This window comes from Amycolatopsis sp. BJA-103, from assembly GCF_002849735.1.
In the GTDB taxonomy this organism is placed as follows: Bacteria; Actinomycetota; Actinomycetes; order Mycobacteriales; family Pseudonocardiaceae; genus Amycolatopsis.
On sequence record NZ_CP017780.1, the window covers coordinates 273778 to 295739 of the forward strand.

A 21962-nucleotide genomic window follows, 5' to 3' on the forward strand; every position below is an offset into this window, starting at 1 on the left:
ACGATATCTCGCGAACCGGCCGTTTCCGTTACTCCGGATTGCTGATCTGACCTGTGGTGTTACGCCGTTCGGTCGCGGGTAACCACGAATGGATCAGTGAAAAGCACTGTGGGTCACGGAATGGCTTCCCGGTTGGTCAGTGGATGACGATTCCGTGGGACAGCTGAGGCGCGGCGGGAATGTGGAACAGCCGGGTGAACAGTTCCAGGTATTCGAAGGCGCCGTCGATCCGGATCTTGCCGGTCCGGACCGCGTCGGCGGCGCTGAGTTCCCCGCTGAGCAGGTCCTTGATGAACGGTCCGAGCGGCTCGATCGTCGCGTCGGCGCCGGGGTGCGCGCCGTCCGCCACCTTGAGCGCGCCGTCCTCGATGATCGCGTGCAGGACCATTTCGCCCGGATAGCGCAGTTCGTAGGTGGCGTGAGTGCCCTTGGCCTGCTCGCTCTGGAAGGTCGTGTACAGCGAGAGGATCGCCGCGTCCAGGGTGAAGACGTCCTCGGGGGCGGGCTGCCCGAGCGACCGCGCGCCCCACAGGCCGAGGTCCAGCACGATCTGGTCGAGTTCACTGCCGTACTCGGTGAGTTCGTAGACCACCGCGGCGTCGAGCTGGGGGAGCAGGCGGCGGCGCAGCACCCCGGACTGCTCGAGTTCGTTGAGCCGCGCGGACAGCGTGCTCGCCGGGATCTTGGGCAGGCCCGCCTGCAGTTCGGTGAACCGCTTCGGGCCGAGGATGAGGTCACGGACGATCAGCAGCGACCAGCGTTCGCCGATGATCTCCAGTGCCCTGGCGAGACCACAGAACTGTCCATAGGTGCGAGTGCTCATCCGTCGATCCTCACTTTGCGTTTTCTCGTGGCAGGAGCCGGTCTTCACGCGGGTTCACCCTCGGAGAGCAGGTCATGGTGCAGGATCTGCAGCTCGTCGCAGGGTTCCACGCCCAGTTCATTGTTGAGCCTCGCGCGCACCTGGCGGTAGGTCGCGAGCGCGTCGGAGCGCCGCCCGCTGCGGCCGAGTACGCGGATGAGCTGGCCGTGCAGGGCTTCGTCCAGCGGGTTCGCGGTGACCAGGGAACGCAGTTCGCCGATCAGCTCGTGCCGCATCCCGGCCGCGATGTCCGCCTCGATCCGCAGGTGCAGGGTGCTGCGCCGCTGCTCGACGAGGTCGACGGCGTACGCCGACAACACCGGTCCACAATGGACGTTCGCCAGCGGCGGGCCCGCCCACAGGTCCAGCGCCTCCCGGAAGGACTTCGCCGCTTCGGCGTGCTCGCCGCGTAGCTGCAGCTCCCGGCCCTTCTTCTGCAGTTCCTGGAACTCGAAGACGTCCACCTGCTCGCGGTCGATCCGGAACACGTAACCCGGCGGTTTCGTCGCCAGCATGGTCTCGCCGTACGGGGCGAGGTCGTTCTCGTCGATGCACTTGCGCAGCTGGTAGACGTAGGTGTGCATCGTGGTGCGCACACTGCGCGGCGGGTCGTTGGCCCACAGTTCCTGGATGATCGTGTCGATGTGCACGATCTTGCCCGGGCTCATCACCAGCATGGCGAGCACCTGCAGCAGCTTCGGTGTCGTCGGCGCGTAGTCGATCCCGTCCCGCAGGAGTTCGAGCGGGCCGAGGAGCGTGAAGCGGAGTGGACTTGCGGACAGCGTCTGAATCGGGTTGGGTGCCGAGCCGTGGTGCGTGTCCGATACTCGTGATCCGGGGTACATCGCAAGCGCCCTCCAGCTCGATACGCGTCGTGTCGTTTTCCCAGTGCATCGACAGTGACAGAGCGCCCTGTCACCGGGCCAGTGAGCCGTCCACCAGGTCCCGCGTGCGTGTCTCCCGGGAAAACATGGGTTTTTCACATCCGAGCCGTGAATCGCGCACTGGCCGGTATGTGCTCTCTGGCAGCAGGATTCGGTGACCACACCGACCTAGGGGGTTCCCATGCACGAGACGGTGTTGAACGGGTCCGGCTCCATCACCGGCGGTCTGGGATTCAAACGGCATCTACGTGCGGAAATCAGCGAGGGCAACGGCGCCTACCTGTTCTCGGAGCAGGGAGTGATCGCGATGCGCGGCGCGCAGGTCGCTTCGGTGGCGGCCCTGCTCGACGGCACTCGTGACCTCGACGCCGTCCTGTCCGCCTGCCCGGCGGGGATGAGCGCCGAGCAGGTCACCGGGGTGCTGGCGCGCCTGGTGGAAGCGGGTCTGGTCACCGTCCGGGTCCCGGACGAGCTCAGCGGGGACGAGCGCGCGCTCGCGTACTGGGACGCGTGCGGCCTCGACGCGTCCGCGGTGGCTTCCCGGCAGAAGCCCGCGACGGCGAGCCTGACCGCGATCGGCCGCGGTGTGGACACCTCCCAGGTGGAGAACGCACTCCTCGCGAGCGGTATCGAGGTGGTCGGCGCCGCCTCCGAACTGGCCATCGTGCTGTGCGACGACTACCTCGATCCGAGGCTGGCCGAGATCGACGCCGAGCACCGGCGCACCGGCAGGCCCTGGTTGCTGGCCCGGCCGTCGGGGTCGCAGGTGTGGATCGGCCCGATCATGCAGCCCGGCCGGTCCGGCTGCTGGCACTGCCTGACCAACCGGCTGTGGGGGCACCGGCACGCGGAAGCCTGTGTGCAGGAGGTGCTCGGGCACGACGGTCCCGCCTCGTTCCCGATGCCCGCCGTGCCGCCGCTGACCGCGGCCGCGTCGCATCTGATCTCCCTCGAAGCGTCCAAATGGCTGGCGGGACACCGGTATCCGGGTCAGCAGGCCGTCTGGATCCTCGACACCCTCGATCTGCAGGGGCGGCTGCACGAACTGCGGCGGCGCCCGCAGTGCCCGGAATGCGGTGACGAAGGGATCGTCGCCGCGCGGACGGCCGAGCCGATCGTGCTGCGGGAAGCCAAGAAGGCGACGTCGGGCGGCGGCGGGCACCGGACGCTCACCCCGGTCGAGGTGCTCGACCGCTACGGCCACCTGGTCAGCCCGGTCACCGGCATCATCAAGGAGGTCGCCCGCGACCCGAGGGCGCCGGCGTTCGTGAACGCCTACCGGTCCGGGCTCAACGTCGCACGCCGCGTGCGCGGTGAAGCGGGGCTGCAGGCCGGGCTGCGCGGGGACAACGGTGGCAAGGGCGCGAGCCCGCTCGACGCCGAGGTCGGCGCGCTGTGCGAAGCGATCGAGCGGTTCTCGGCGAACTACCAGGGCGACGAACTGCGGATCCGCGACACCTTCCGCGCGCTCGGCGAGGAAGCCGTCCACCCGAACTCGTGCATGCTCTTCGACGAGCGTCAATACGCCGCTCGCGACGAATGGAACGCCAAGCACGCGATCTTCCAGCACGTCCCCGAACGCTTCGACGAATCGGCCGCCGTCGACTGGACGCCACTGTGGTCGCTTTCGCAGCAGCGCCGGAAGCTGATGCCGACGGCGTACCTCTACTACGGCGTGCCGTCGGAGTGCGGGATCACCGGGATGCGCGCGGACTCCAACGGCTGCGCGGCGGGCAGCAGCATCGAAGACGCGATCCTGCAAGGACTTCTCGAGCTCGTCGAACGCGACGCCGTCGCGATGTGGTGGTACAACCGGCTTCCCCTGCCCGGTGTCGACATCGCCTCGTTCGACGACCCGTGGGCCGAGGAGATGGTCGGCCAGTACGCGCGGGCGGGCCGGGAACTGTGGGTCCTCGACCTGACCGCGGACCTCGGTGTCCCGGTGATGGTCGCGCTGTCCAGGAGTATCGCCGGGCCGCGCGAGAACGTCATGATGGGATTCGGCGCCCACCTGGACCCCAGGACGGCGCTGCGGAGGGCGGTCAGCGAGCTCAACCAGATGATCCCGGCGGTGCTCGCGAACGACGTCGAACTCGACGATCCTGACGCGGCGCAGTGGCTCCGGCACGCTACGGTCGCCAACCAGCCGTATCTGCTGCCGGCGCCTGGACGGTCGGCCAGACGGGCCGCGGACTTCAAGTTCGTCCGGCGGCCCGACGTACGGGACGACGTGGAATCACTGGTACGCAAGCTGTCCGCGCTGGGGATGGAGACGCTGGTGCTCGATCAGACCAGACCCGACATCGACCTTCCGGTGGTCAGAGTGGTCGTCCCGGGGCTGCGGCCCTTCTGGAGCCGCTTCGCCCCCGGGCGGCTGTTCGACGTGCCGGTGCGGCTCGGCAGGCTCGCCGAACCCACGTCGTACGACCGGCTGAACCCCTTCCCCATGTTCTTGTAGATCCGCTGGAGCAACTGGTGTCGACTGATCCCCCCACCGGCGTGGCCGAGACGATCCCCTTGTGGTCACTCACCGACGACAGTCTTGTCGAGATCGGTGAGGACGGCTCACTGGTGGTCGTCACCCGGTGGGGGGAGTACGACTTCGACCGTGCGGAGCCGCTGGTCCGGGAATCGTTGCGGCGGATGGCCTTGGGGCCGGTCTCCCTGGCGAACGTGACGTCGTCGTGGGAGCCGGTCGAGTGTGAGCCCGATCTCGAAGGCGAGCTGAGCTGGACGGCCGAGGGCGCCGACGCGCTGCGCCAGGCGCTCAAGGAACTCGGCGGTTCGGTGGTGCACTCGCTCGGTCTCGCCGACGGGAAGGGCCCGCTGCTGTCGGTGATCCCGGTGGCGCTCGCGCCCGTGTTCGAGCCGGCGGGGATCCCGGCCGCGCGCCCGACCCGCCTGTCCCGCTTCTGTTCCCTGCGCTCCGACGCCGAAGGGATGGGGCTGGAGTCACCGTCCGCGCGGTACCGCGTCGTGCTGTACCAACCGTGGGCGGTGCACGTCGCCGCGACCTTGGCGACGGCGAAGTCGACGGGGGAGATCGTCACCATGACGGGGATCGAGCCCGGGGTGGTCGGCGCGATCGTGTCCTATCTGGTCGCGGCGGGTGTCGTCCAGCTCGCCGGGGAGCAAGGCCGGTTCGCCGAGGACGAGGACCCCGAGCTGAGTCTGTGGTCCCCGGACGAACTGCTGTTCCACACCACGAGCCGGACCTGGCGGCCCGGTGGCCCGGCCGATCTTCCCGGGCTCGGAAAACCGCCGGTGGTCAAGGCCGCCAACGGCGAGGGACCGGTGTACGCGCTCTACCGGCCGGATCTGGCCGACCGCGCGGAAACCGATCCGACGCTGACGGCGTTGCTGGAGAACGACCACACCTGCCCCGAATTCACCGAAAGCGTGGTGTCCGCGGAACAGCTCGGCGAGTTCCTGTTCCGCGGCGCGCGGATCCGGTCGATCGGGCCCGCCCACATGCCCAACGGGCCCAGCCACAGTGCTTCGCAGCGGCCGTACTTCAGCGTCGCCTGCCTGTACGAGCTCGAGCTGTACGTCTCGGTGAACCGCTGTTCGGGGCTGGATCGCGGGATCTACCACTACGATCCGCTCGACCACCGGCTCAGCCTGGTCAACGACGACGAGGCCGATCTCGACGCGATGCTCGACATGGCGATGATCGGCGGCGGCAACCACCGGCGTCCCTCGGCGCTGATCACGGTGACCGCACGGATGCCGCGGATGGCGTCGGTACTCGGCGGTGGCGCGTACGCCACGACCCTCGCGCACGTCGGCGCGTTGCAACAGACGCTCTATCTCGTCGCCCGCGCCATGGGGCTGGCCGCGCACGCCGTCCCGGTGGACGCCGGCGACCGCGTCGACCGCGCCCTCAAACTCGAATGGCCCGCCGAAGTGGGCGTCGGGGAGTGCGCGCTCGATCGCCCCGCGTGATCGCGCGGAGCCGGATAACGCCTGGACAGACCCTATCTCGATCGCGTGTCGAGTGCTCCGAAATCGGTGACGCGTTTGCTGACCACAGAGGAAAAGCGACGGCGAATCCGAGGTTGGTCTGATGCAGCTACGAACAGTCGCCACGGCGGCGAACGAGAAAGGCGTCATCGAATCCGGTCGGCTCATCGAGCCGGCGTCCCCCCTGCAACCCGCGGTGCTGCAGGCCATCTCAGCGATGCACGCGAGGTATTTCGAACCGATCACCTTGGGCAACCTGGCATCCGAAGTCTTCGTCAGCCCGTTCCACTTCTCGCGGATTTTCACCAAGGCGACCGGGGTGACCCCCGGTCGGTACCTCACCGCGATCCGGCTCTTCGAAGCGAAACGACTGCTGCTGACGACCTCGCTGACGGTGTCGGACATCGTGTGCAGCGTCGGCTACAGCAGTGTCGGCACGTTCACCAGCCGCTTCACCCGTGCGGTCGGGATGACCCCGACCCAGTACCGCGACCCCGAGGTCGGCAAGCTGCTCGTGGCGCTGGCCCCGCATTTCCAGCGCCTCCCCACCCTGGAGGCGTTGCACAGCGCCGGAATGGGCTGCGCCACGATGCGCAGCGGTACCGGCACGATCAGCGTGCGCGTCGAGACCCCGCGCGGGGCGGGCCCGGCGAGTGTCCTCATCGGACTGTTCGCCGAGTCGATCCCGCAGTGCGGCCCGGTCGCGTTCGGCGGCAGGGCCAACGTCCTGTGCGCGGACATCGAGATCCAGAACGTCCCTGAAGGCCGGTGGACCGTCATCGCGGTCGCCGAGCACGCCGCGGGGACGGCGGCCTCTTCGTTCTCCGTCGGCACCCTTCCCGCTCGCGTCGACATCACCCGGTTCGGCCGGGTCCACCTGCGGATGCCGATGCGCACCCCGCTGCCGACCGACGCCCCGATGGCGATCACCCTGGCGGGCGGGCCCGCTTCGTCCGGCAACCGGATGACCGTGCCCGCTCCCGGCTACCTCCGTGCGGTGGCCTGACCGAACGCTTTGCTCCCGCGTTCTCCCGGTCACGCAAAACGGGAGAACGCGGGCGCAACCGTGGAGTAGCTGCTCCATCGCCGCACATGTGAGCCTTTAATCAGTCCTTTTTGAATCCGAATCCACCCGATAGGGGGAGAGTGCGTTGGGCAATGGTTGGCGCACGTTCAGACGTCGCATGATCACACCGGATGTCTCCGAGACGTCGCTGGACAAGCGGGGTTTCCACAAGAAAAGCCCAGCCGCTCAAGAATTGCTGGAGACCGTCGGTGAGAAATTCCTGCTCGGCTACGCGCACGCTGTCGAAGCGCGCACCGTCGAGCAGGCGGAAGAATGGCTCGAAAGTATTCCGGTGAAATACCGCGGCTTCGCCTACGAGGGCGCGGGAATGGGGTACGGAATGCTGGACGGGCTGCCGGGAGGCGGCCGCGGGCACATCGCGGACTTCCTCGCCGGTCCCGGCGAGAAACACGACTACATCATCTACGTCGGTGTCGGCTGGGCGATGGCGCGGCTGCCGCGTTTCCGCTGGCCGTCCGCCGAGGACTTCGACCCGTTGCTGCGCTGGCTGGTGCTCGACGGGTACGGCTTCCACCAGGCCTACTTCAAGACCGCCAAGTACATCGACGGCCAGTTCCAGGACCCGGACTTCAACTGGCCCGCCGGCAACAACGGGTATTCGCTGCGGGCGATCGACCAGGGCATCGGCCGGGCGCTGTGGTTCATCTGCGGTACCGACGTCGATCTGGTCACCGAGGCGATCGCGAGATTCCCCGAGCGGCGTCACGGGGATCTCTACGCCGGTGTCGGGCTCGCTTCGACCTACGCGTGCGGTGTCACCTCCGACGAGCTGCTGAAGCTGGCCGAGTTCGCCGGTGAACACCGGGGGAACCTGGCACAGGGCAGCGCTTTCGCCGCCGAGGCCCGCGTCCGGGCCGGGCTGCTGATCCCCGAGACCGAGGTCGCCACGCAGGCGATCTGCGGGCTGCCGGCCGAACGCGCCGCGGCCATCACCCAGGAAGTTCGCCCCGCCGTGGTCCGCGACGGTGAGCTCCCGCATTTCGAAACCTGGCGACAGCACATCGCCGCCGAGGTACTCACTTCTGGAGGTGCAGGCAAATGAGGTCGACCCTGGGCTGGCTCCGCAAGCAGCTTGCGGGCATCGTGGCGCTCTTGCTGATGGCGGGACTCTTCGTGGTGGCGCAGCTGCCGACGGTCTCCACCGCCGAGGCGGACACCATGGCCTCCAAGTACGCGTTCGAACCCTTGACGATCGCCCTGCCGGAAGCGGCGAAGAGCCAGTCGATCCGCACGGTGAACAAGGAATACGAACACATCCGAGCCTGGATCTCGTCGGTCGGCGCCGCGATCGCGGTCAACGATCTCGACGGGGACAAGCTCGCCAACGACCTGTGCTTCGTGGACCCGCGCAGCGACCAGGTGGTCGTCACCCCGACGCCGGGCAAGGGCGGCGACCGGTACGCGCCGTTCGCGCTCGACGCGGCGCCGCTGCCGATGGGCAAGTACATCGCCCCGATGGGCTGTGTGCCGGGCGACTTCAACGAGGACGGCCGGGTCGACCTGCTGGCCTACTACTGGGGCCGCACGCCGATCGTGTTCCTCGCCAAGCCTTCCGCGACCACGCTCGCCACCAAGTCCTACGTGCCGGTGGAACTGGTGCCGGGCAACAACGTCAAGAACGGCGAGTACTCGGGTCCACTGTGGAACACCAACGCCGCGACCGTCGGTGACTTCGACGGCGACGGCCACCAGGACATCTTCATCGGCAACTACTTCCCCGACAGCGCGGTCCTCGACGACCGGGTCGAGGGCGGGGTCGAGATGAACAAGTCCATGTCGCACGCCGACAACGCGGGCGGCAAGTACATCTTCCGCTTCACCGGCGCCGCCCCGAAGGGCGACCAGCCCTCGGTCACCTTCGAATGCGACGACCAGGCCATCCCGGCCGACGCCCGTGGTGGCTGGGCACTGGCGGTCAGCGCGACCGACGTCGACGGGGACAACCTGCCCGAGCTCTACATCGGTAACGACTTCGGTCACGACCGCCTGCTGTACAACAAGTCCACGGCGGGCAAGACCTCCTTCGCCGAAGTGAAGGGCGTCCGCGGCGCCACCGAACCCAAGTCGAAGGTGGTCGGCAACGACTCCTTCAAGGGCATGGGCGTCGACTTCGGCGACCTGAACCACGACGGCCTCTACGACATGTACGTCAGCAACATCACGACGTCTTGGGGCATCGAGGAAAGCCACTTCCAGTTCATGAACACCGCCAAGGACACCGCGGATCTGCGCGGCCGTCTGCAGGGCGGCGAGGCGCCGTGGGTGGACCGCAGCGCACAGGCGGGCACCGCGTGGTCCGGCTGGGGCTGGGACGTCAAGATCGCCGACTACAACAACAGCGGCGAATCGGTGATCACCCAGGCGACCGGCTTCGTCAAGGGCGACGTCAACCGCTGGCCGCAGCTGCAGGAACTGGCGACGTCCAACGACGAACTGCTCAAGCACCCCACCTTCTGGCCGAACATGCGGGCCGGTGACGACGTCGGCGGCGACCACACCCTGCACTTCTGGGCCAAGAGCTCCGACGGCCGCTACACCGACCTGGCCCCGCGCCTCGGTCTCGCGGTCCCGGTGCCCACCCGCGGTATCGCCACCGGCGACGCCGACGGTGACGGCAAGCTCGACTTCGCCGTGGCCCGCCAGTGGGAGCAGCCGATCTTCTACCACAACGTCAGCCCCGACTCGGGTTCGTACCTGAACCTGAAGCTGCTGCACGACATCCCCGCCGCGGCGGGCGCGCTGAAGGCGGGTGGCACCGCGGCCGTCGGCGCCCAGGTCACCGTCATCACCCCCGACGGCAAGAAGTACATCGACCGCGTCGACGGCGGCAGCGGCCACTCCGGCAAGCGCAGCCACGAGGTGCAGATCGGCCTCGGCAAGGTCACCGGGCCGGTGAAGGTCTGCGTGCAGTGGCGCGACCTGACCGGGCAGATCCGCATGCAGGAGATCCAGCTGGCCCCGGGTAGCCACACGCTGCAGCTCGGCTCCCAGGTGAAGGAGAAATGACCGTCATGGCTGAGCAGACACTCACCGCACCGAAGAGCAACAAGACGATCACGGCCCTTCGCCGGTTCGCGATCTCGATCTCGATCTTCAACATCATCGGCTACACCGTGCTCGGTTTCGAGCAGCCGTGGGTCTATCCGTTCATCGCCCTCGGCACCGCCTACACCACGGAAATCCTGCTGGAGATCATCGGCGCACGAGTACAGGGCCGTGACGTCCGCTTCCGCGGCAACGGGTTCAAGGGACTGGTGGAGTTCCTGTTCCCCGCGCACATCACCGGTCTCGCGCTGAACATGCTGACCTACGTCAACGACCAGGTCTTCGTGATGATCTTCGGCGTGGTGGTGGCCGTCGGCGCCAAGTGGGTCCTCCAGGCCCCGGTGCGCGGCAGGCTCCGGCACTACATGAACCCGTCGAACTTCGGCATCACGATCATCCTGCTGGTGTTCCCCTGGGCGAGCATCGCGCCGCCCTACCACTTCACCGAGCAGGTCGACTCGTGGGTCGGCTGGCTGATCGTCGGCATCATCATGATCTCGGGCACCGTGCTCAACGCGATGCTGACCCAGCGGATGTGGCTGATCGGCGCCTGGCTGATCACGTTCGCGCTGCAGGCGATCATCCGTGGCCTGGTGTTCGACACCGCGATCCCCGGCGCGCTCGGGATGATGACCGGGGTGGCGTTCGTGCTCTACACGAACTACATGGTCACCGACCCCGGTACGACGCCGTCGAAGCCCGCGTCGCAGGTCCTGTTCGGTTCGGGTGTGGCGCTGGCCTACGGGTTCTTCATGATCGTCCACGTCTCGTACGGCCTGTTCCTCGCCACCGCGGGGGTCTGCCTGATCCGCGGCCTGTTCCTGTGGGGCCTGCACTTCTCGCAGAAGGCCACCGCGAAGTGGGAGGCCGAGCAGGCGAAGTCGGCCGAGGTCACGAGCCTGCCCAAACCGGCCGAGAAGCCGGAAACCGAAGAAACCGGGGCCGTGGCGGCATGACCACCGGTGCGGAAACCACCCGGGGGGCGCGTCTCGCGCCCCCCGGGCCGCCGCGCCGGGCGACCTTCGGTCTGCTGAAGAAGCTCTTCACCGACCGGCTGGCGCTCATGTCGGACTCGGCGGGGAACTACGGCGACGTCGTCCGGATCGCGATCGGTCCCAAGACGATGTACCTGGTGAACCACCCCGAGCTGGCGAAACACGTGCTCGCGGACAACGCGGCCAACTATCACAAGGGAATCGGCCTCCAGGAGGCGCGGCGGGCCCTCGGCGACGGGCTGCTCACCAGCGACGGCGAGGTCTGGAAGAAGCAGCGCCGGACGATCCAGCCGGTGTTCCAGCCCAAGCGGATCGCGCGGCAGGCCTCGGTCGTCGCGAACGAGGTCGAAGGTCTCGTGAAACACCTGCGGGACACCAAGGGACCGGTGGAGATCCTGCACGAGATGACCGGGCTGACGCTCGGGGTGCTCGGCAAGACACTGCTCGACGCGGACCTCGGCGGGTTCACCTCGCTGGGGCACTCGTTCGAAGCCGTGCAGGACCAGGCGATGTTCGAAGCGGTGACCCTGAGCATGGTCCCGCAGTGGGCCCCGCTGAAGAAACAACTGCGGTTCAAGGAATCGCGGAACGATCTCCGCCGGATCGCCGAGGAACTCGTCGAGCAGCGGCTGGCGAATCCGGTCGAGGGCGGTGAGGACGTGCTTTCGCGTCTCATCGCCACCGACGGGACCCTCGATCAGATGCGCGACGAGCTCATCACCCTGCTGCTGGCCGGGCACGAGACGACGGCGAGCACGCTGGGCTGGGCGTTCCACCTGCTCGACGAACATCCCGACGTCGCGGCGAAACTGCGCGCCGAGGCGGACGAGGTCCTCGGCGACCAGTTGCCGACGCATGACGACCTGCACCGGTTGCCCTACACGGCACGGGTGGTCGAGGAGGTCATGCGGCTGTACCCGCCGGTGTGGCTGCTGCCGCGGGTGGCGCAGGCCGACGACGAGATCGGCGGCTATCACATCCCCGCCGGCTCCGACGTCGTCGTCGTGCCCTACACGCTGCACCGCCACCCGGACTTCTGGCCGGACCCCGAGAAGTTCGACCCGGACCGGTTCGACCCGGACCGGCCGAGCGGGCGGCCCCGGTACGCCTACATCCCGTTCGGCGCCGGGCCGCGGTTCTGCATCGGCAACAGCCTCGGCGTGATGGAGGCCGTTTTCGTGCTGACGATGGTCCTGCGGGACCTCGAGCTCAAGAAGCTGCCGGGCTACGAAGTCGTACCCGAGGCGATGCTGTCGTTGCGGGTGCGCGGCGGCCTGCCGATGACCGTGCACACCAGGAACAGGAGGTAGGTTCCGTGGATTCGGACGAACAGGTCAAGGTGTCCACTTTGGAGGCCTACGCGGACACGATCGTGCCGGGGGAGAAGCGGTTCCCCGACGACCACGCGATCGCCGGCGCTTCGGCGGGGGCGGGCGCGGTCGTCGCGGGCGCGCTCGAACTACTGCACACCGAGGCGACCGGGGTGACCGTCGGACTGCCCTACCTGGCGCAGGCCCTCAACGACCACGCGAAGGTCTACGCCAAGGAACACGACCTCAGCCTGGACGAGACACTGCCGTCGTTCGTCGCACTGTCCTTCGTGGACAGGACGGCGCTGGTGCGGTCGCTGACCGCGCCGGGCCATCCGGAAAAGGACGGCTGGGTCAGCCTCGCGTTGTTCTGCAACATGTCCTTCGACAGCGCGGCGCACAAGCACACCGCCGAAGCCATCGCCGAAGGCCACCCCGGCCTGCTGGCGATGGGATACACCGCGCCCGACGAGGACGGCCTGTGGCGGTTCCCGAAGTTCTCCTACCGCCGTGAACTCGCGCAACTCCACCCCGACACCACGCCCTCCGGGAGCCCCGCATGAACGCGTACGACAAGACCGACGTCGTCATCGTCGGCAGCGGGTTCGGTGGCTCCATCCCCGCCTACCACTTGGCCGCGGGCGGGGCCAAGGTCACCGTGCTGGAACGTGGTCCGTGGCTGGAGACGAAGGACTTCGAGCACGACTACCTGCTCGGTTCGTCCTACACCCGCGCGTTCGACTTCGTCGTCGGCGACGGGATGAGCGTGCTGGGCGGGAACTGCGTCGGCGGCGGCAGCGTGGTGTACTTCGCCGCGATGCCGCGGGCACCGAAGTTCGTCTTCGAGCGGCACGGCAGCATCGGCAGGCGCATGTGGCCGTCGGCGCTGACGAGGGACTCGCTGGAACCTTGGTACGACCGGGTTTCGGATTCGCTCCCGGTGTCCAAACAGGACTGGAACGACGTCTCGTACGCCGGCGGCCTGTGGGCCGCGTTCTGCGACCACTCGGGGCGGACCGCCAACCCGGCGCCGGTCGCGGTGGACAACGACCGCTGTGTGAACTGCAACTTCATGATGGCGGGCTGCCGGTTCGACGCGAAACGCTCGCTGCTGACCAACTACCTGCCCGCCGCGCTCGCGCACGGCGCGAAGATCCGGCCGCTGCACGAGGTCCAGCGGATCGAGCGGATCGACGACGGCGACTACCGCGTGCACTTCAACATCGTCGACGACACGGACTACCGGGCGCAGACCGGCAGCGGGACGATCGACGCGAAGGTCGTCATCATCGCGGCGGGCGCCGGGGCGACCCCGGTGATCCTGCAGCGCTCCGAGTCGGCGCTGGGCACCATGCCGCACGCGGTCGGCCGGTACTTCTCGGGCAACGGTGAGCGGCTCAACACCGCGATCATCGACGAGGAGCGGGTGCGCGAGGTGCTCGGCCTGTCCCGTGAGGACGGGAAGGTCTACGAGGCCAACCACATCGGCAAGGGCCCGACCGTGGCGAACTGGGACAAACTCGACGGTTCGCTGCCGGAGTACGAGCGATACTCGCTGGAACAGCTGTACTTCCCGCCCGGGCTCGGCACGATCCTCGCGCAGGTGCCGGACGGCGACGAACCGCGCTGGTTCGGTACGCAGAAGAAGGAGATCCTCAAGCAGTGGGCCTCCTGGCTGACCATCTTCCTGATGACCGAGGACGACAACGAGGGCGTCTTCGGCGCGCCGCCGCCCACCGGCAACGCCTACCGCATCTCACAGCAGATGCTCGGCCGCGGCCCGCTGAAGTACGACCCGACGCCGAACACCCTGCACGGCTGGGCACTGGCCGACGCGGAGTGCAAGGAGATCCTCGAGAAGGACGGCCTGGCGAAGGTGTCGCCGTGGACCAACGACGTCGTCGGCGCGTACACCGTGCACCCGCTGGCGTCCTGCCGGATCGGTGACGACCCGGAGACCTCGGCGCTGCACCCGAACCACGAACTCCGCAATCACCCCGGGATCTTCGTGACCGACAGCGCTTCCGTGCCGGGCGCGCTGACGGTGAACCCGGCGATGACGATCGCGGCGCTGGCCGAACGTTCGGTGCCGGGCATCGTGCGGGCGCTGCAGGCTCGCGGCGTCGACGTCACCTACGGCGCCCCGGCCCCGGACGGTTCCATCACCGGGCGGCGAGCGGTCAGCAAACTGTCACTGGTCGCCGGGAGCTGATCATGACACCGAAAGTGGTGCAACTCGCCTTGAGGCGGTCTCTACGCGAGGTCCGGCACGTCCGGCCGGTTCCGGCCGGCCGGGCGACCGGGCTCGTGCGCGACGTCTACCGCCAGGTGGAACGGGACTTCGGCATGCTGGCGCCGCCGGTCGCGCTGCATTCGCCGTCCCCTCCCGTGCTCGCGGCGGTCTGGTCGATGCTGAGGGAATCACTGGTGGCGGAGGGGGAGACGAGCCGGGCGGACCGGGAGATCGTCGCGACCCTGGTGTCGCAGGGGAATTCGTGCCCCTATTGCGTCGAAGTCCACGGGATGGCGCTGGACTCGCTCGGGCACTCTTCAGTGGCTTCGTCCATCGCCGCGGGTCGTGCTGTGGCGGATCCGCGGGCCACGGCGTCCTCCGCCGCGGCGCGGGCCGAGCTGACCGCGGTCGCGTTCTCGTTCCACTACCTGAACCGGGTGGTGAGCGTGTTCCTCGGGCCGTCGCCGCTGCCTCCGTCCGTGCCGGATTCCGCGCGTTCCAAGGCGAAGTCCGTGCTCGGCCGGTTCCTGAAGCCGGTCTCGGGCGCTTCTCCGGGGCTCTCTTTGGACTTCCTGCCCGCCGGGTCGCAGGATTTCGCCTGGGCCGCGGGAAATCCGGTCGTAGGGGATGCGTTCTCGCGTGCCTCGTCGGCCTTCGCATCGTTGACGATCTCTCCTGCCGTGCGGGATGTCGTCCTCCGGGAGTTGTCCACTTGGGACGGTTCGCCGCCGGGGCTGAGCCGGTCTTGGGTGGATTCCGTCGATGAACCGGTCGCCCGGCTGGCCCTGGTGGTCGCGAAGGCGGCTTATCAGGTGGACGACGCTTTGGTCGCCGCCGCGGGCCTGGCCGATCGAGAGCTGATCGAGCTCGTGGGGTGGTCGGCCTTCGCCGCCGCGCAACGATGCGTCGCCGTCTCCGCGCCAGTAGTCGACTGATCGCGCGGGTTCAGGAGAAGACCGCGTGCACCATCGCGCGCGATCCTGAGTGGACGGATCGAGCACCGAAGGAAGCGAGCCGGGAGCACCTGCGTCGCCCGGAGCCGGCTTCCAGGCGCATGAAACGGTCCGGACGATCACGGCGGCCGTCACGGGGAGCAGATTCCCGTGGCGGCCGCCGGATTCGTTGGCCCGGCTTCAACAACATGAGAGAAGACTGCCGGCCCCGCTCAGGGTCATGCTTGATGGGACTGCAGATGCGGGCGGCACCCGTGTTTCTGGGGACAGAGCGGGCGCCGAGACCTGATTCCGTGACTTGAGTGGTTGAGAGCTAGGGGAGTGCGGTGGCATGAGCGTTGAGCGGATTTCGATTGTCGGTATCGGTCTTCGATACCCGGACGCCGGGTCCCCGGATGAACTGTGGGAGAACGTCCTCGCCGGCCGCCGGGCGTTCCGGAGATTGCCCGACGAGCGGATGAACCGCGAGGACTACTACTCGCCGGACCCTGAGGCTTCGGACCGTTTCTACGCCCAGAAGGCCGCGGTCCTCCGCGACTACGAGTTCGACCGGATCAAGTACAAGGTCGCGGGCAGCACGTTCCGTTCGACCGACACCACGCACTGGCTCGCCCTCGACGTCGCCGCGCAGGCCTTGGCGGACGCGGGTTTCCCGGAGGGTGACGGGCTGCCGAGGCCCGCGACCGGCGTGGTCATCGGCAACAGTCTCACCGGTGAGTTCTCGCGCGCCAACATCATGCGGCTGCGCTGGCCGTACGTGCGCCGCACGGTCGCGGCGGCGCTCGCCGAGCGCGGCTGGGCCGAGGGCGACACCGCGGAGTTCCTCCACGACCTCGAGGCGCAGTACAAGGCGCCGTTCCCCGAGATCGACGAGGATTCGCTCGCTGGCGGGCTGGCGAACACGATCGCCGGCCGCGTCTGCAACTTCTTCGACTTCGGCGGCGGCGGATTCACCGTGGACGGCGCCTGCTCGTCGTCGCTGCTTTCCGTGGTCACCGCGGCGAACGCGCTCTCGGAAGGCGACCTCGACGTCGCCATCGCGGGCGGGGTCGACTTGTCGATCGACCCGTTCGAGGTGATCGGTTTCGCCAAGACCGGCGCGCTCGCCAAACGCGAGATGAAGGTCTACGACGCCGACTCCAACGGTTTCTGGCCCGGTGAGGGCTCCGGCATGCTCGTCCTGATGCGCGAGGACGACGCGATCGCGCAGGGCAAGCGGATCTACGCCTCGATCGGCGGCTGGGGTGTCTCGTCCGACGGCAAGGGCGGCATCACCCGACCCGAGGCGTCGGGTCACCGCCTCGCGTTGAAGCGGGCGTATGACAAGGCCGGCTACGGCGTCGAGACCGTCTCCTACTTCGAGGGCCACGGCACCGGCACCGCTTTGGGCGACGCCACCGAGATCGAGGCGCTCTCCACCGCCCGCCGCGACGCCGACCCGCTCGCCGACCGTGCCGCGCTGAGCACGATCAAGGGCAACATCGGCCACACCAAGGCCGCGGCCGGGGTCGCCGGGCTGATCAAGGCCACCCTGGCGGTCTACCACCAGGTCATCCCGCCCGCCACCGGCCACTTCGACCCGCACGAGTCGCTCGTCGGCGACTCCGCGCGGATGTACGTCCCGGCCGAGGCCGGGTTGTGGCCCTCGGACCACCCGGTCCGCGCGGGTGTCTCGGCGATGGGCTTCGGCGGGATCAACTCGCACGTCACCGTCACCGAGGCCCCCGGCGCCGCGCGCCGCAAGGAACTCGACGAGACGACCCGGTCGCTGGTCGCCGGACGGCAGGACAGCGAACTGCTGCTGCTCGACGCCGACGACGCGGCCTCGCTGCGCGGACAGGTGACGGGGCTGCTGGAGGTCGTGCCCAAGCTTTCACTCGCCGAGCTGGCGGACCTCGCCGGCACGCTTTCCGCGGAACTGTCCGGAAAGCCCGTGCGAGCCGCGATCGTCGCGACCAACCCGGAGGACGCCGAGCGCAAGCTCTCGAAACTCCTCGACCTCCTCGGCGAGGGCGAGCCGGAAGTCTTTTCCTCGAGTGAGGGCATCTTCGCGAGCTCGCGCGCCAAGGGGCCGAAGATCGGCTTCCTGTTCCCCGGTCAGGGTTCCGGGCAGGGCACGGTCGGCGCGGTGCGCAAACGCTTCGCCCACGCCGACGACATCTACCGCGCCGCGGGCCTGTCCACCGGCGCCGACCAGGTCGCCACCGATGTCGCCCAGCCCCGGATCGTCACCGGTTCTCTCGCCGGACTCCGGGTTTTGAAGAGCCTCGGCATCGAGGCTCAGACCGTCGCGGGCCACAGCCTCGGAGAGCTCACCTCGCTGCATTGGGGCGGTGCGCTCACCGAACGCGAAGTCCTCGCGCTGGCCAAGATCCGCGGCAGGGTGATGGCGACCGCGAGCGACGGAAACGGTGCCATGGCGGCGATCTCCGCCACACCGGGTGTCGCCGAGCGGCTCGCGGAGGGCGAAGAAGTCGTCATCGCGGGTTACAACGCGCCCGAACAGACCGTCCTTTCCGGACCGGCGGAGGCGATCGACCGGGTCGTCTCCCGCGCTCGCGCCGAGGGTGTCACCGCCGCTCGCATCAACGTCTCGCACGCGTTCCACTCACCCGCGGTCGTCCCGGCCGCCGAGGCGATGACCGAGGAACTCGCCGCGTTCGACTTCGCCAGGCTCGACCGGCCCGTCGTCTCCACGGTGACCGGTGACGTCCTGCACACCGCCGAAGACCTGCGCGATCTGCTGCGCGACCAGGTGGTCCTGCCGGTCCGCTTCCGTGAGGCGGCCGCGAAGGTCGCCGAGCGCAGCGACCTGGTGATCGAGGTCGGTCCCGGCCGGGTGCTCACCGGCCTGCTCCGCCAGATCGCGCCCGGCACCCCGGTGCTCCCGCTCGACACCGACAGCCCGACGCTGGCCGCGGTGCTCAAGGTCGCCGGTGCCGCGTTCGCCTTCGGCGCCCCGCTGGAGACTTCCGCGCTCTTCGCCGGCCGCGTCGTCCGGGCACTGCCCGCCGACGGTGTCTTCAACTTCCTGGCCAGCCCGTGCGAGGCGGCGCCGTCCATCGGCGCGGTACTGACTCGCGACCGCGTCGCCGCGCCGGAAGAAGCGGTACCGGCGGGGGAGGCCTCCGAAAGCGGCGGCAGCAGCACGCTCGACCTGTTGCGCAAGCTCGCGTCCGAACGCGTCGAACTGCCGCTCGAAGCGGTCACCGCCGACACGCACCCGCTCGACGACCTGCACCTTTCGTCGATCACCGTCGGCCAGCTGGTCAACGACGTGACCCGCGCGCTCGGCCGCCCGGCACTCGAGGGCATGCCGAACTTCGCCACCGTCTGTCTCGGCGAACTCGCCGAGATGATCGACGAACTGGCGCAGACCGCCAAGCCCGCCGACAGCAACCAGGCCGAGGTCGCCGGGGTCGGCCCGTGGGTCCGGCCGTTCGCGGTCGAGTACGTCGTCGCGCCGAAACCGGCGCCCGACTTCACCCCGGGCATCTCCACCGCCGGTCTCGCCAGGGCGGTGTGGACGGCGTTCGCCCCGGACGGTCATTCGCTGGCGGAGCCGCTGCGCGCGGCGCTGTCCACCGCGGGTGTCGGCGACGGTGTCCTCCTCTGCTTGAACGAGGACAGCGACGCGGATGACGTCGGGTTGTTCCTGGACGCGGGCCGCGCGGTGCTGGCCGCGCCCAACGGCACGCGGTTCGTCGTGGTGCAGCACGGACTCGGCGCCTCCGGCCTGGCGAAGACGCTCCGCCTGGAGGACCCGTCCGCGCGGACCACGATCGTCGATCTCGCCGACGTGAACCCGGTCGACCCCGAGGCCCTCGGCATCGCGGTGTCCACCGTGGTCACCGAAGTCGCGGCGACCAACGACTTCAGCGAAGTCCGCTACGACTCGGCCGGCGTCCGCACGGTGCCGAAACTGGGCGCCCTCAAACCGTCCGAGGCCGAAGGGACACCGCTGGGCACCGAAGACGTCCTGCTCGTCACCGGTGGCGGCAAGGGCATCACCGCGGAGAGCGCTTTGGCGCTGGCCAAGGATTCCGGTGCGAAACTGGCGTTGCTGGGCCGGAGCGATCCCGCCGACGACGCCGAGCTTTCGGAGAACCTCAGGCGGATGGCGGCGGCGGGTATCGACTACCGCTACGAGCGTGCCGACGTCACCGCGGCCCAGCAGGTGGCGGACGCCATCGGCCGGATCCAGGCCGAGTTCGGCCCGGTCACCGCGGTCCTGCACGGCGCGGGCCGCAACGAGCCCGCCGCGCTGTTCTCCTTGACCGAGGAGACCTTCCGCAAGACGCTGGCGCCGAAGATCGGTGGCCTCAACGCCGTCCTCGACGCCGTCGACCAGGACAAGATCAAGCTGCTGGTCACCTTCGGCAGCATCATCGGACGGGCGGGCCTGCGCGGTGAGGCGCACTACGCCACGGCCAACGACTGGATGACCGAACTGACCGTGCGGTTCGGTCGCGAACACCCCCGAGCGCGGGCGATCGCACTCGAATGGTCGGTCTGGTCCGGGACCGGGATGGGCGAAAAGCTCGGTGTGGTCAGCGCTTTGATGCGCGACGGCATCACCCCGATCCCGACCGAGGAGGGCATCGAGATCCTCCGCCAGGTCGTCGGCGATCCGGCCGCCCCGTCGGTACTGGTCGTCTGCGGCCGTACCGCGGGGCTGGCCACCCTGCCGGTGGAAAAGCGCGAACTGCCGCTGACCCGCTTCGTCGACCGCGCCGTCGTGCACTATCCGGGGGTCGAGCTGATCACCGAGGCCGATCTCTCGGCGGGCAGCGACCCGTATCTGGCCGACCACCTGCTCGACGGTCAGCTGTTGTTCCCCGCGGTGATCGGCATGGAGGCGATGACCCAGGTCGCCAAGGCCGCGCTGGCCGTGGAAAGCCTGCCGGCACCGGTGTTCTCCGACGTCGAGTTCCTCCGCCCGATCATCGTCTCGCCGGGCGGGTCGACCACGATCCGGCTCGCCGCGCTGGCCAGGGACGCCGAAACGGTGGACGTGGTGCTGCGCAGCGGGGAGACCGGGTTCAGCGCCGACCACTTCCGCGCCAGGCTGCGGTTCTCCCGGCCGGATCCGCTCGGCGAGACGGTGCTCCGCGACGTCGCGCTGCCGCCGGTCCCGGTCGACCCGACGACCGAGCTGTACGGCACGGTTCTCTTCCAGGGCAAGCGATTCCAGCGCGTCACCGGATACCGGCGGGCCAGTGCGCGGCACGCGGTCGCGGAGATCGCGACCGGCGCCGAGGTCGACTGGTTCGCGCCGTTCCTCCCGCAGGAACAGCTCCTGGCCGACCCGGGCACCCGCGACGCGATGATGCACGCCATCCAGTGCTGTGTCCCGGACGCGACCCTGCTGCCGCAAGGGATCGAGCGGCTGTACCTCGCCGAGCCCGGCGAGCAGGACCCGGAGTACGTGCTCCTCGACGCCCGCGAGCGTTCGCAGGACGGCGACAGCTATGTCTACGACCTCGACGTCCGCAACCCGGACGGGACGCTCGTCGAGCGGTGGGAAGGGCTGAAGCTGCGCGCGGTGCGCAAGCGTGACGGCGAAGGGCCTTGGGTCCCGTCGATGCTCGGGTCCTATTTGGAGCGTTCCGTCGAACGGCTGCTCGGCTCGTCCCGCGCGATCGTCGTCGAACCGGATCCGGTGGGCGTTTCCGTGGAGACCACGCCCGAACGGCGGGCGCAGACGGCCTTGGCCGCCGGCCGTGCCGTCGACGCCCCGCTCGAGATCCGTTACCGCCCGGACGGGAAACCGGAGGCCGACGGGGTCGAGGTGAGCGCGTCGCACAGCGCCGACCTCACCCTGGCGATCGCGGGCTCCGGTCAGATCGCGTGCGACGTCGAGACGGCGATCGAACGGACACCCGAGGACTGGGCCGGTCTGCTCGGCGAGGATCTGCTCGCGGTGGGCGAACTGCTCGCCGCGGACGCCCGCGAGCCGCTTTCGGTCGCGCACACCCGGGTCTGGAGCGCGCTGGAATGCGTGCGCAAGACCGGGGACATGACACAGGCGCTCACCGTGCACCGGGTCGATCCGGACGGCTGGGCGGTGCTTTCCCACGGCAGTGCCCGCATCGCCACCTGGGTGACGACCGTCAACGACCGGACCGATCCCGTCGTCTTCGCGGTGCTCCAGGGAGAGGAAAACTGACATGGCCGACTACTACGAGATCCTCCATACGGTCGGGTTCGAAGAGACCAATCTGGTGGGCAACGTCTACTACGTGAATTACGTGCGCTGGCAAGGCCGGTGCCGCGAGATGTTCCTGAAGGACAAGGCCCCCGCGGTGCTCGAAGAGGTCCGCCACGACCTCAAGCTGTTCACGCTCAAGGTGGATTGCGAGTTCTACGCGGAGATCACCGCGTTCGACGAGCTGTCCATCCGGCTGCGGCTGGAAGAGCTGACCCAGACCCAGATCCAGTTCACCTTCGACTACGTCCACCTCACCGACGAGGGGGAACGGCTGGTCGCGCGGGGACGCCAGCGGATCGCGTGCATGCGCGGGCCCAACACGGCGACGGTGCCCAGCCGGGTCCCGGAGCAGTTGCGTGAGGCGCTGGCCCCGTACACGGTCAACGGCAAGGGGGAGTGACGTGGGCGCTGTGGACCCT

At 68.8% G+C, this 21962-nt stretch carries 14 protein-coding genes; 12 read left to right on the plus strand and 2 right to left on the minus strand.

The window, feature by feature from the left end:
- Positions 1–136: 136 nt before the first annotated feature.
- On the minus strand, positions 137–823 hold the full coding sequence (locus tag BKN51_RS01360) for a winged helix-turn-helix transcriptional regulator (RefSeq protein WP_101605865.1): 687 nt from the start codon (positions 821–823) through the stop codon (positions 137–139).
- A gap of 44 nt (positions 824–867) precedes the next feature.
- Positions 868–1707, minus strand: a complete 840-nt coding sequence (locus BKN51_RS01365) for an AfsR/SARP family transcriptional regulator (RefSeq protein ID WP_174720383.1) — start codon at positions 1705–1707, stop codon at positions 868–870.
- A 220-nt stretch (positions 1708–1927) separates the two neighbouring features.
- On the opposite strand from BKN51_RS01365, the gene BKN51_RS01370 reads away from it, so the two are divergent.
- From BKN51_RS01370 to BKN51_RS01425, 12 genes are all read left to right on the plus strand, one after another.
- Positions 1928–4204: a TOMM precursor leader peptide-binding protein gene (locus BKN51_RS01370; RefSeq protein ID WP_101605866.1), complete on the plus strand. Its 2277-nt coding sequence runs from the start codon at positions 1928–1930 to the stop codon at positions 4202–4204.
- Positions 4205–4245: 41 nt separating this feature from the next.
- On the plus strand, positions 4246–5691 hold the full coding sequence (locus tag BKN51_RS01375) for a SagB family peptide dehydrogenase (RefSeq protein WP_101605867.1): 1446 nt from the start codon (positions 4246–4248) through the stop codon (positions 5689–5691).
- A gap of 121 nt (positions 5692–5812) precedes the next feature.
- Positions 5813–6715: a helix-turn-helix domain-containing protein gene (locus BKN51_RS01380; protein WP_101605868.1), complete on the plus strand. Its 903-nt coding sequence runs from the start codon at positions 5813–5815 to the stop codon at positions 6713–6715.
- 145 nt (positions 6716–6860) lie between these two features.
- Complete coding sequence (locus BKN51_RS01385; protein WP_101605869.1) at positions 6861–7838, plus strand: DUF1702 family protein; 978 nt, start codon at positions 6861–6863, stop codon at positions 7836–7838.
- Positions 7835–9802, plus strand: a complete 1968-nt coding sequence (locus tag BKN51_RS01390; protein ID WP_101605870.1) for a CRTAC1 family protein — start codon at positions 7835–7837, stop codon at positions 9800–9802. Before BKN51_RS01385 ends, BKN51_RS01390 begins: the two co-directional genes overlap by 4 nt.
- The gene (locus BKN51_RS01395; protein WP_174720384.1) at positions 9799–10797 is read left to right on the plus strand and encodes an enediyne biosynthesis protein; all 999 of its coding nucleotides are present in this window, start codon (positions 9799–9801) and stop codon (positions 10795–10797) included. The genes BKN51_RS01390 and BKN51_RS01395 overlap by 4 nt, the downstream gene beginning before the upstream one ends.
- The gene (locus BKN51_RS01400) at positions 10794–12146 is read left to right on the plus strand and encodes a cytochrome P450 (protein ID WP_101605871.1); all 1353 of its coding nucleotides are present in this window, start codon (positions 10794–10796) and stop codon (positions 12144–12146) included. Before BKN51_RS01395 ends, BKN51_RS01400 begins: the two co-directional genes overlap by 4 nt.
- 5 nt (positions 12147–12151) lie before the next feature.
- Positions 12152–12709 (plus strand): DUF5987 family protein, encoded by a 558-nt coding sequence (locus BKN51_RS01405; protein WP_101605872.1) that lies wholly within the window; start codon positions 12152–12154, stop codon positions 12707–12709.
- Complete coding sequence (locus BKN51_RS01410) at positions 12706–14358, plus strand: GMC family oxidoreductase (RefSeq protein ID WP_101605873.1); 1653 nt, start codon at positions 12706–12708, stop codon at positions 14356–14358. The genes BKN51_RS01405 and BKN51_RS01410 overlap by 4 nt, the downstream gene beginning before the upstream one ends.
- A gap of 2 nt (positions 14359–14360) precedes the next feature.
- Complete coding sequence (locus tag BKN51_RS01415) at positions 14361–15314, plus strand: carboxymuconolactone decarboxylase family protein (protein WP_101605874.1); 954 nt, start codon at positions 14361–14363, stop codon at positions 15312–15314.
- 349 nt (positions 15315–15663) lie between these two features.
- Positions 15664–21501 (plus strand): type I polyketide synthase, encoded by a 5838-nt coding sequence (locus BKN51_RS01420; RefSeq protein WP_101605875.1) that lies wholly within the window; start codon positions 15664–15666, stop codon positions 21499–21501.
- 1 nt (position 21502) lies between these two features.
- Positions 21503–21943 (plus strand): acyl-CoA thioesterase, encoded by a 441-nt coding sequence (locus BKN51_RS01425; protein WP_101605876.1) that lies wholly within the window; start codon positions 21503–21505, stop codon positions 21941–21943.
- The last annotated feature ends 19 nt before the right edge of the window (positions 21944–21962 follow it).

Excerpts from the sequence above, each read along its gene's own strand:
- BKN51_RS01395 (WP_174720384.1), top strand. The coding sequence starts at position 9,799 with ATGACCGTCATGGCTGAGCAGACACTCACCGCACCGAAGAGCAACAAG.
- BKN51_RS01380 (WP_101605868.1), top strand. The coding sequence starts at position 5,813 with ATGCAGCTACGAACAGTCGCCACGGCGGCGAACGAGAAAGGCGTCATC.
- BKN51_RS01410 (WP_101605873.1), top strand. The coding sequence starts at position 12,706 with ATGAACGCGTACGACAAGACCGACGTCGTCATCGTCGGCAGCGGGTTC.
- BKN51_RS01420 (WP_101605875.1), top strand. The coding sequence starts at position 15,664 with ATGAGCGTTGAGCGGATTTCGATTGTCGGTATCGGTCTTCGATACCCG.
- BKN51_RS01425 (WP_101605876.1), top strand. The coding sequence starts at position 21,503 with ATGGCCGACTACTACGAGATCCTCCATACGGTCGGGTTCGAAGAGACC.
- BKN51_RS01400 (WP_101605871.1), top strand. The coding sequence starts at position 10,794 with ATGACCACCGGTGCGGAAACCACCCGGGGGGCGCGTCTCGCGCCCCCC.
- BKN51_RS01415 (WP_101605874.1), top strand. The coding sequence starts at position 14,361 with ATGACACCGAAAGTGGTGCAACTCGCCTTGAGGCGGTCTCTACGCGAG.
- BKN51_RS01370 (WP_101605866.1), top strand. The coding sequence starts at position 1,928 with ATGCACGAGACGGTGTTGAACGGGTCCGGCTCCATCACCGGCGGTCTG.
- BKN51_RS01360 (WP_101605865.1), bottom strand. The coding sequence starts at position 823 with ATGAGCACTCGCACCTATGGACAGTTCTGTGGTCTCGCCAGGGCACTG.
- BKN51_RS01390 (WP_101605870.1), top strand. The coding sequence starts at position 7,835 with ATGAGGTCGACCCTGGGCTGGCTCCGCAAGCAGCTTGCGGGCATCGTG.
- BKN51_RS01365 (WP_174720383.1), bottom strand. The coding sequence starts at position 1,707 with ATGTACCCCGGATCACGAGTATCGGACACGCACCACGGCTCGGCACCC.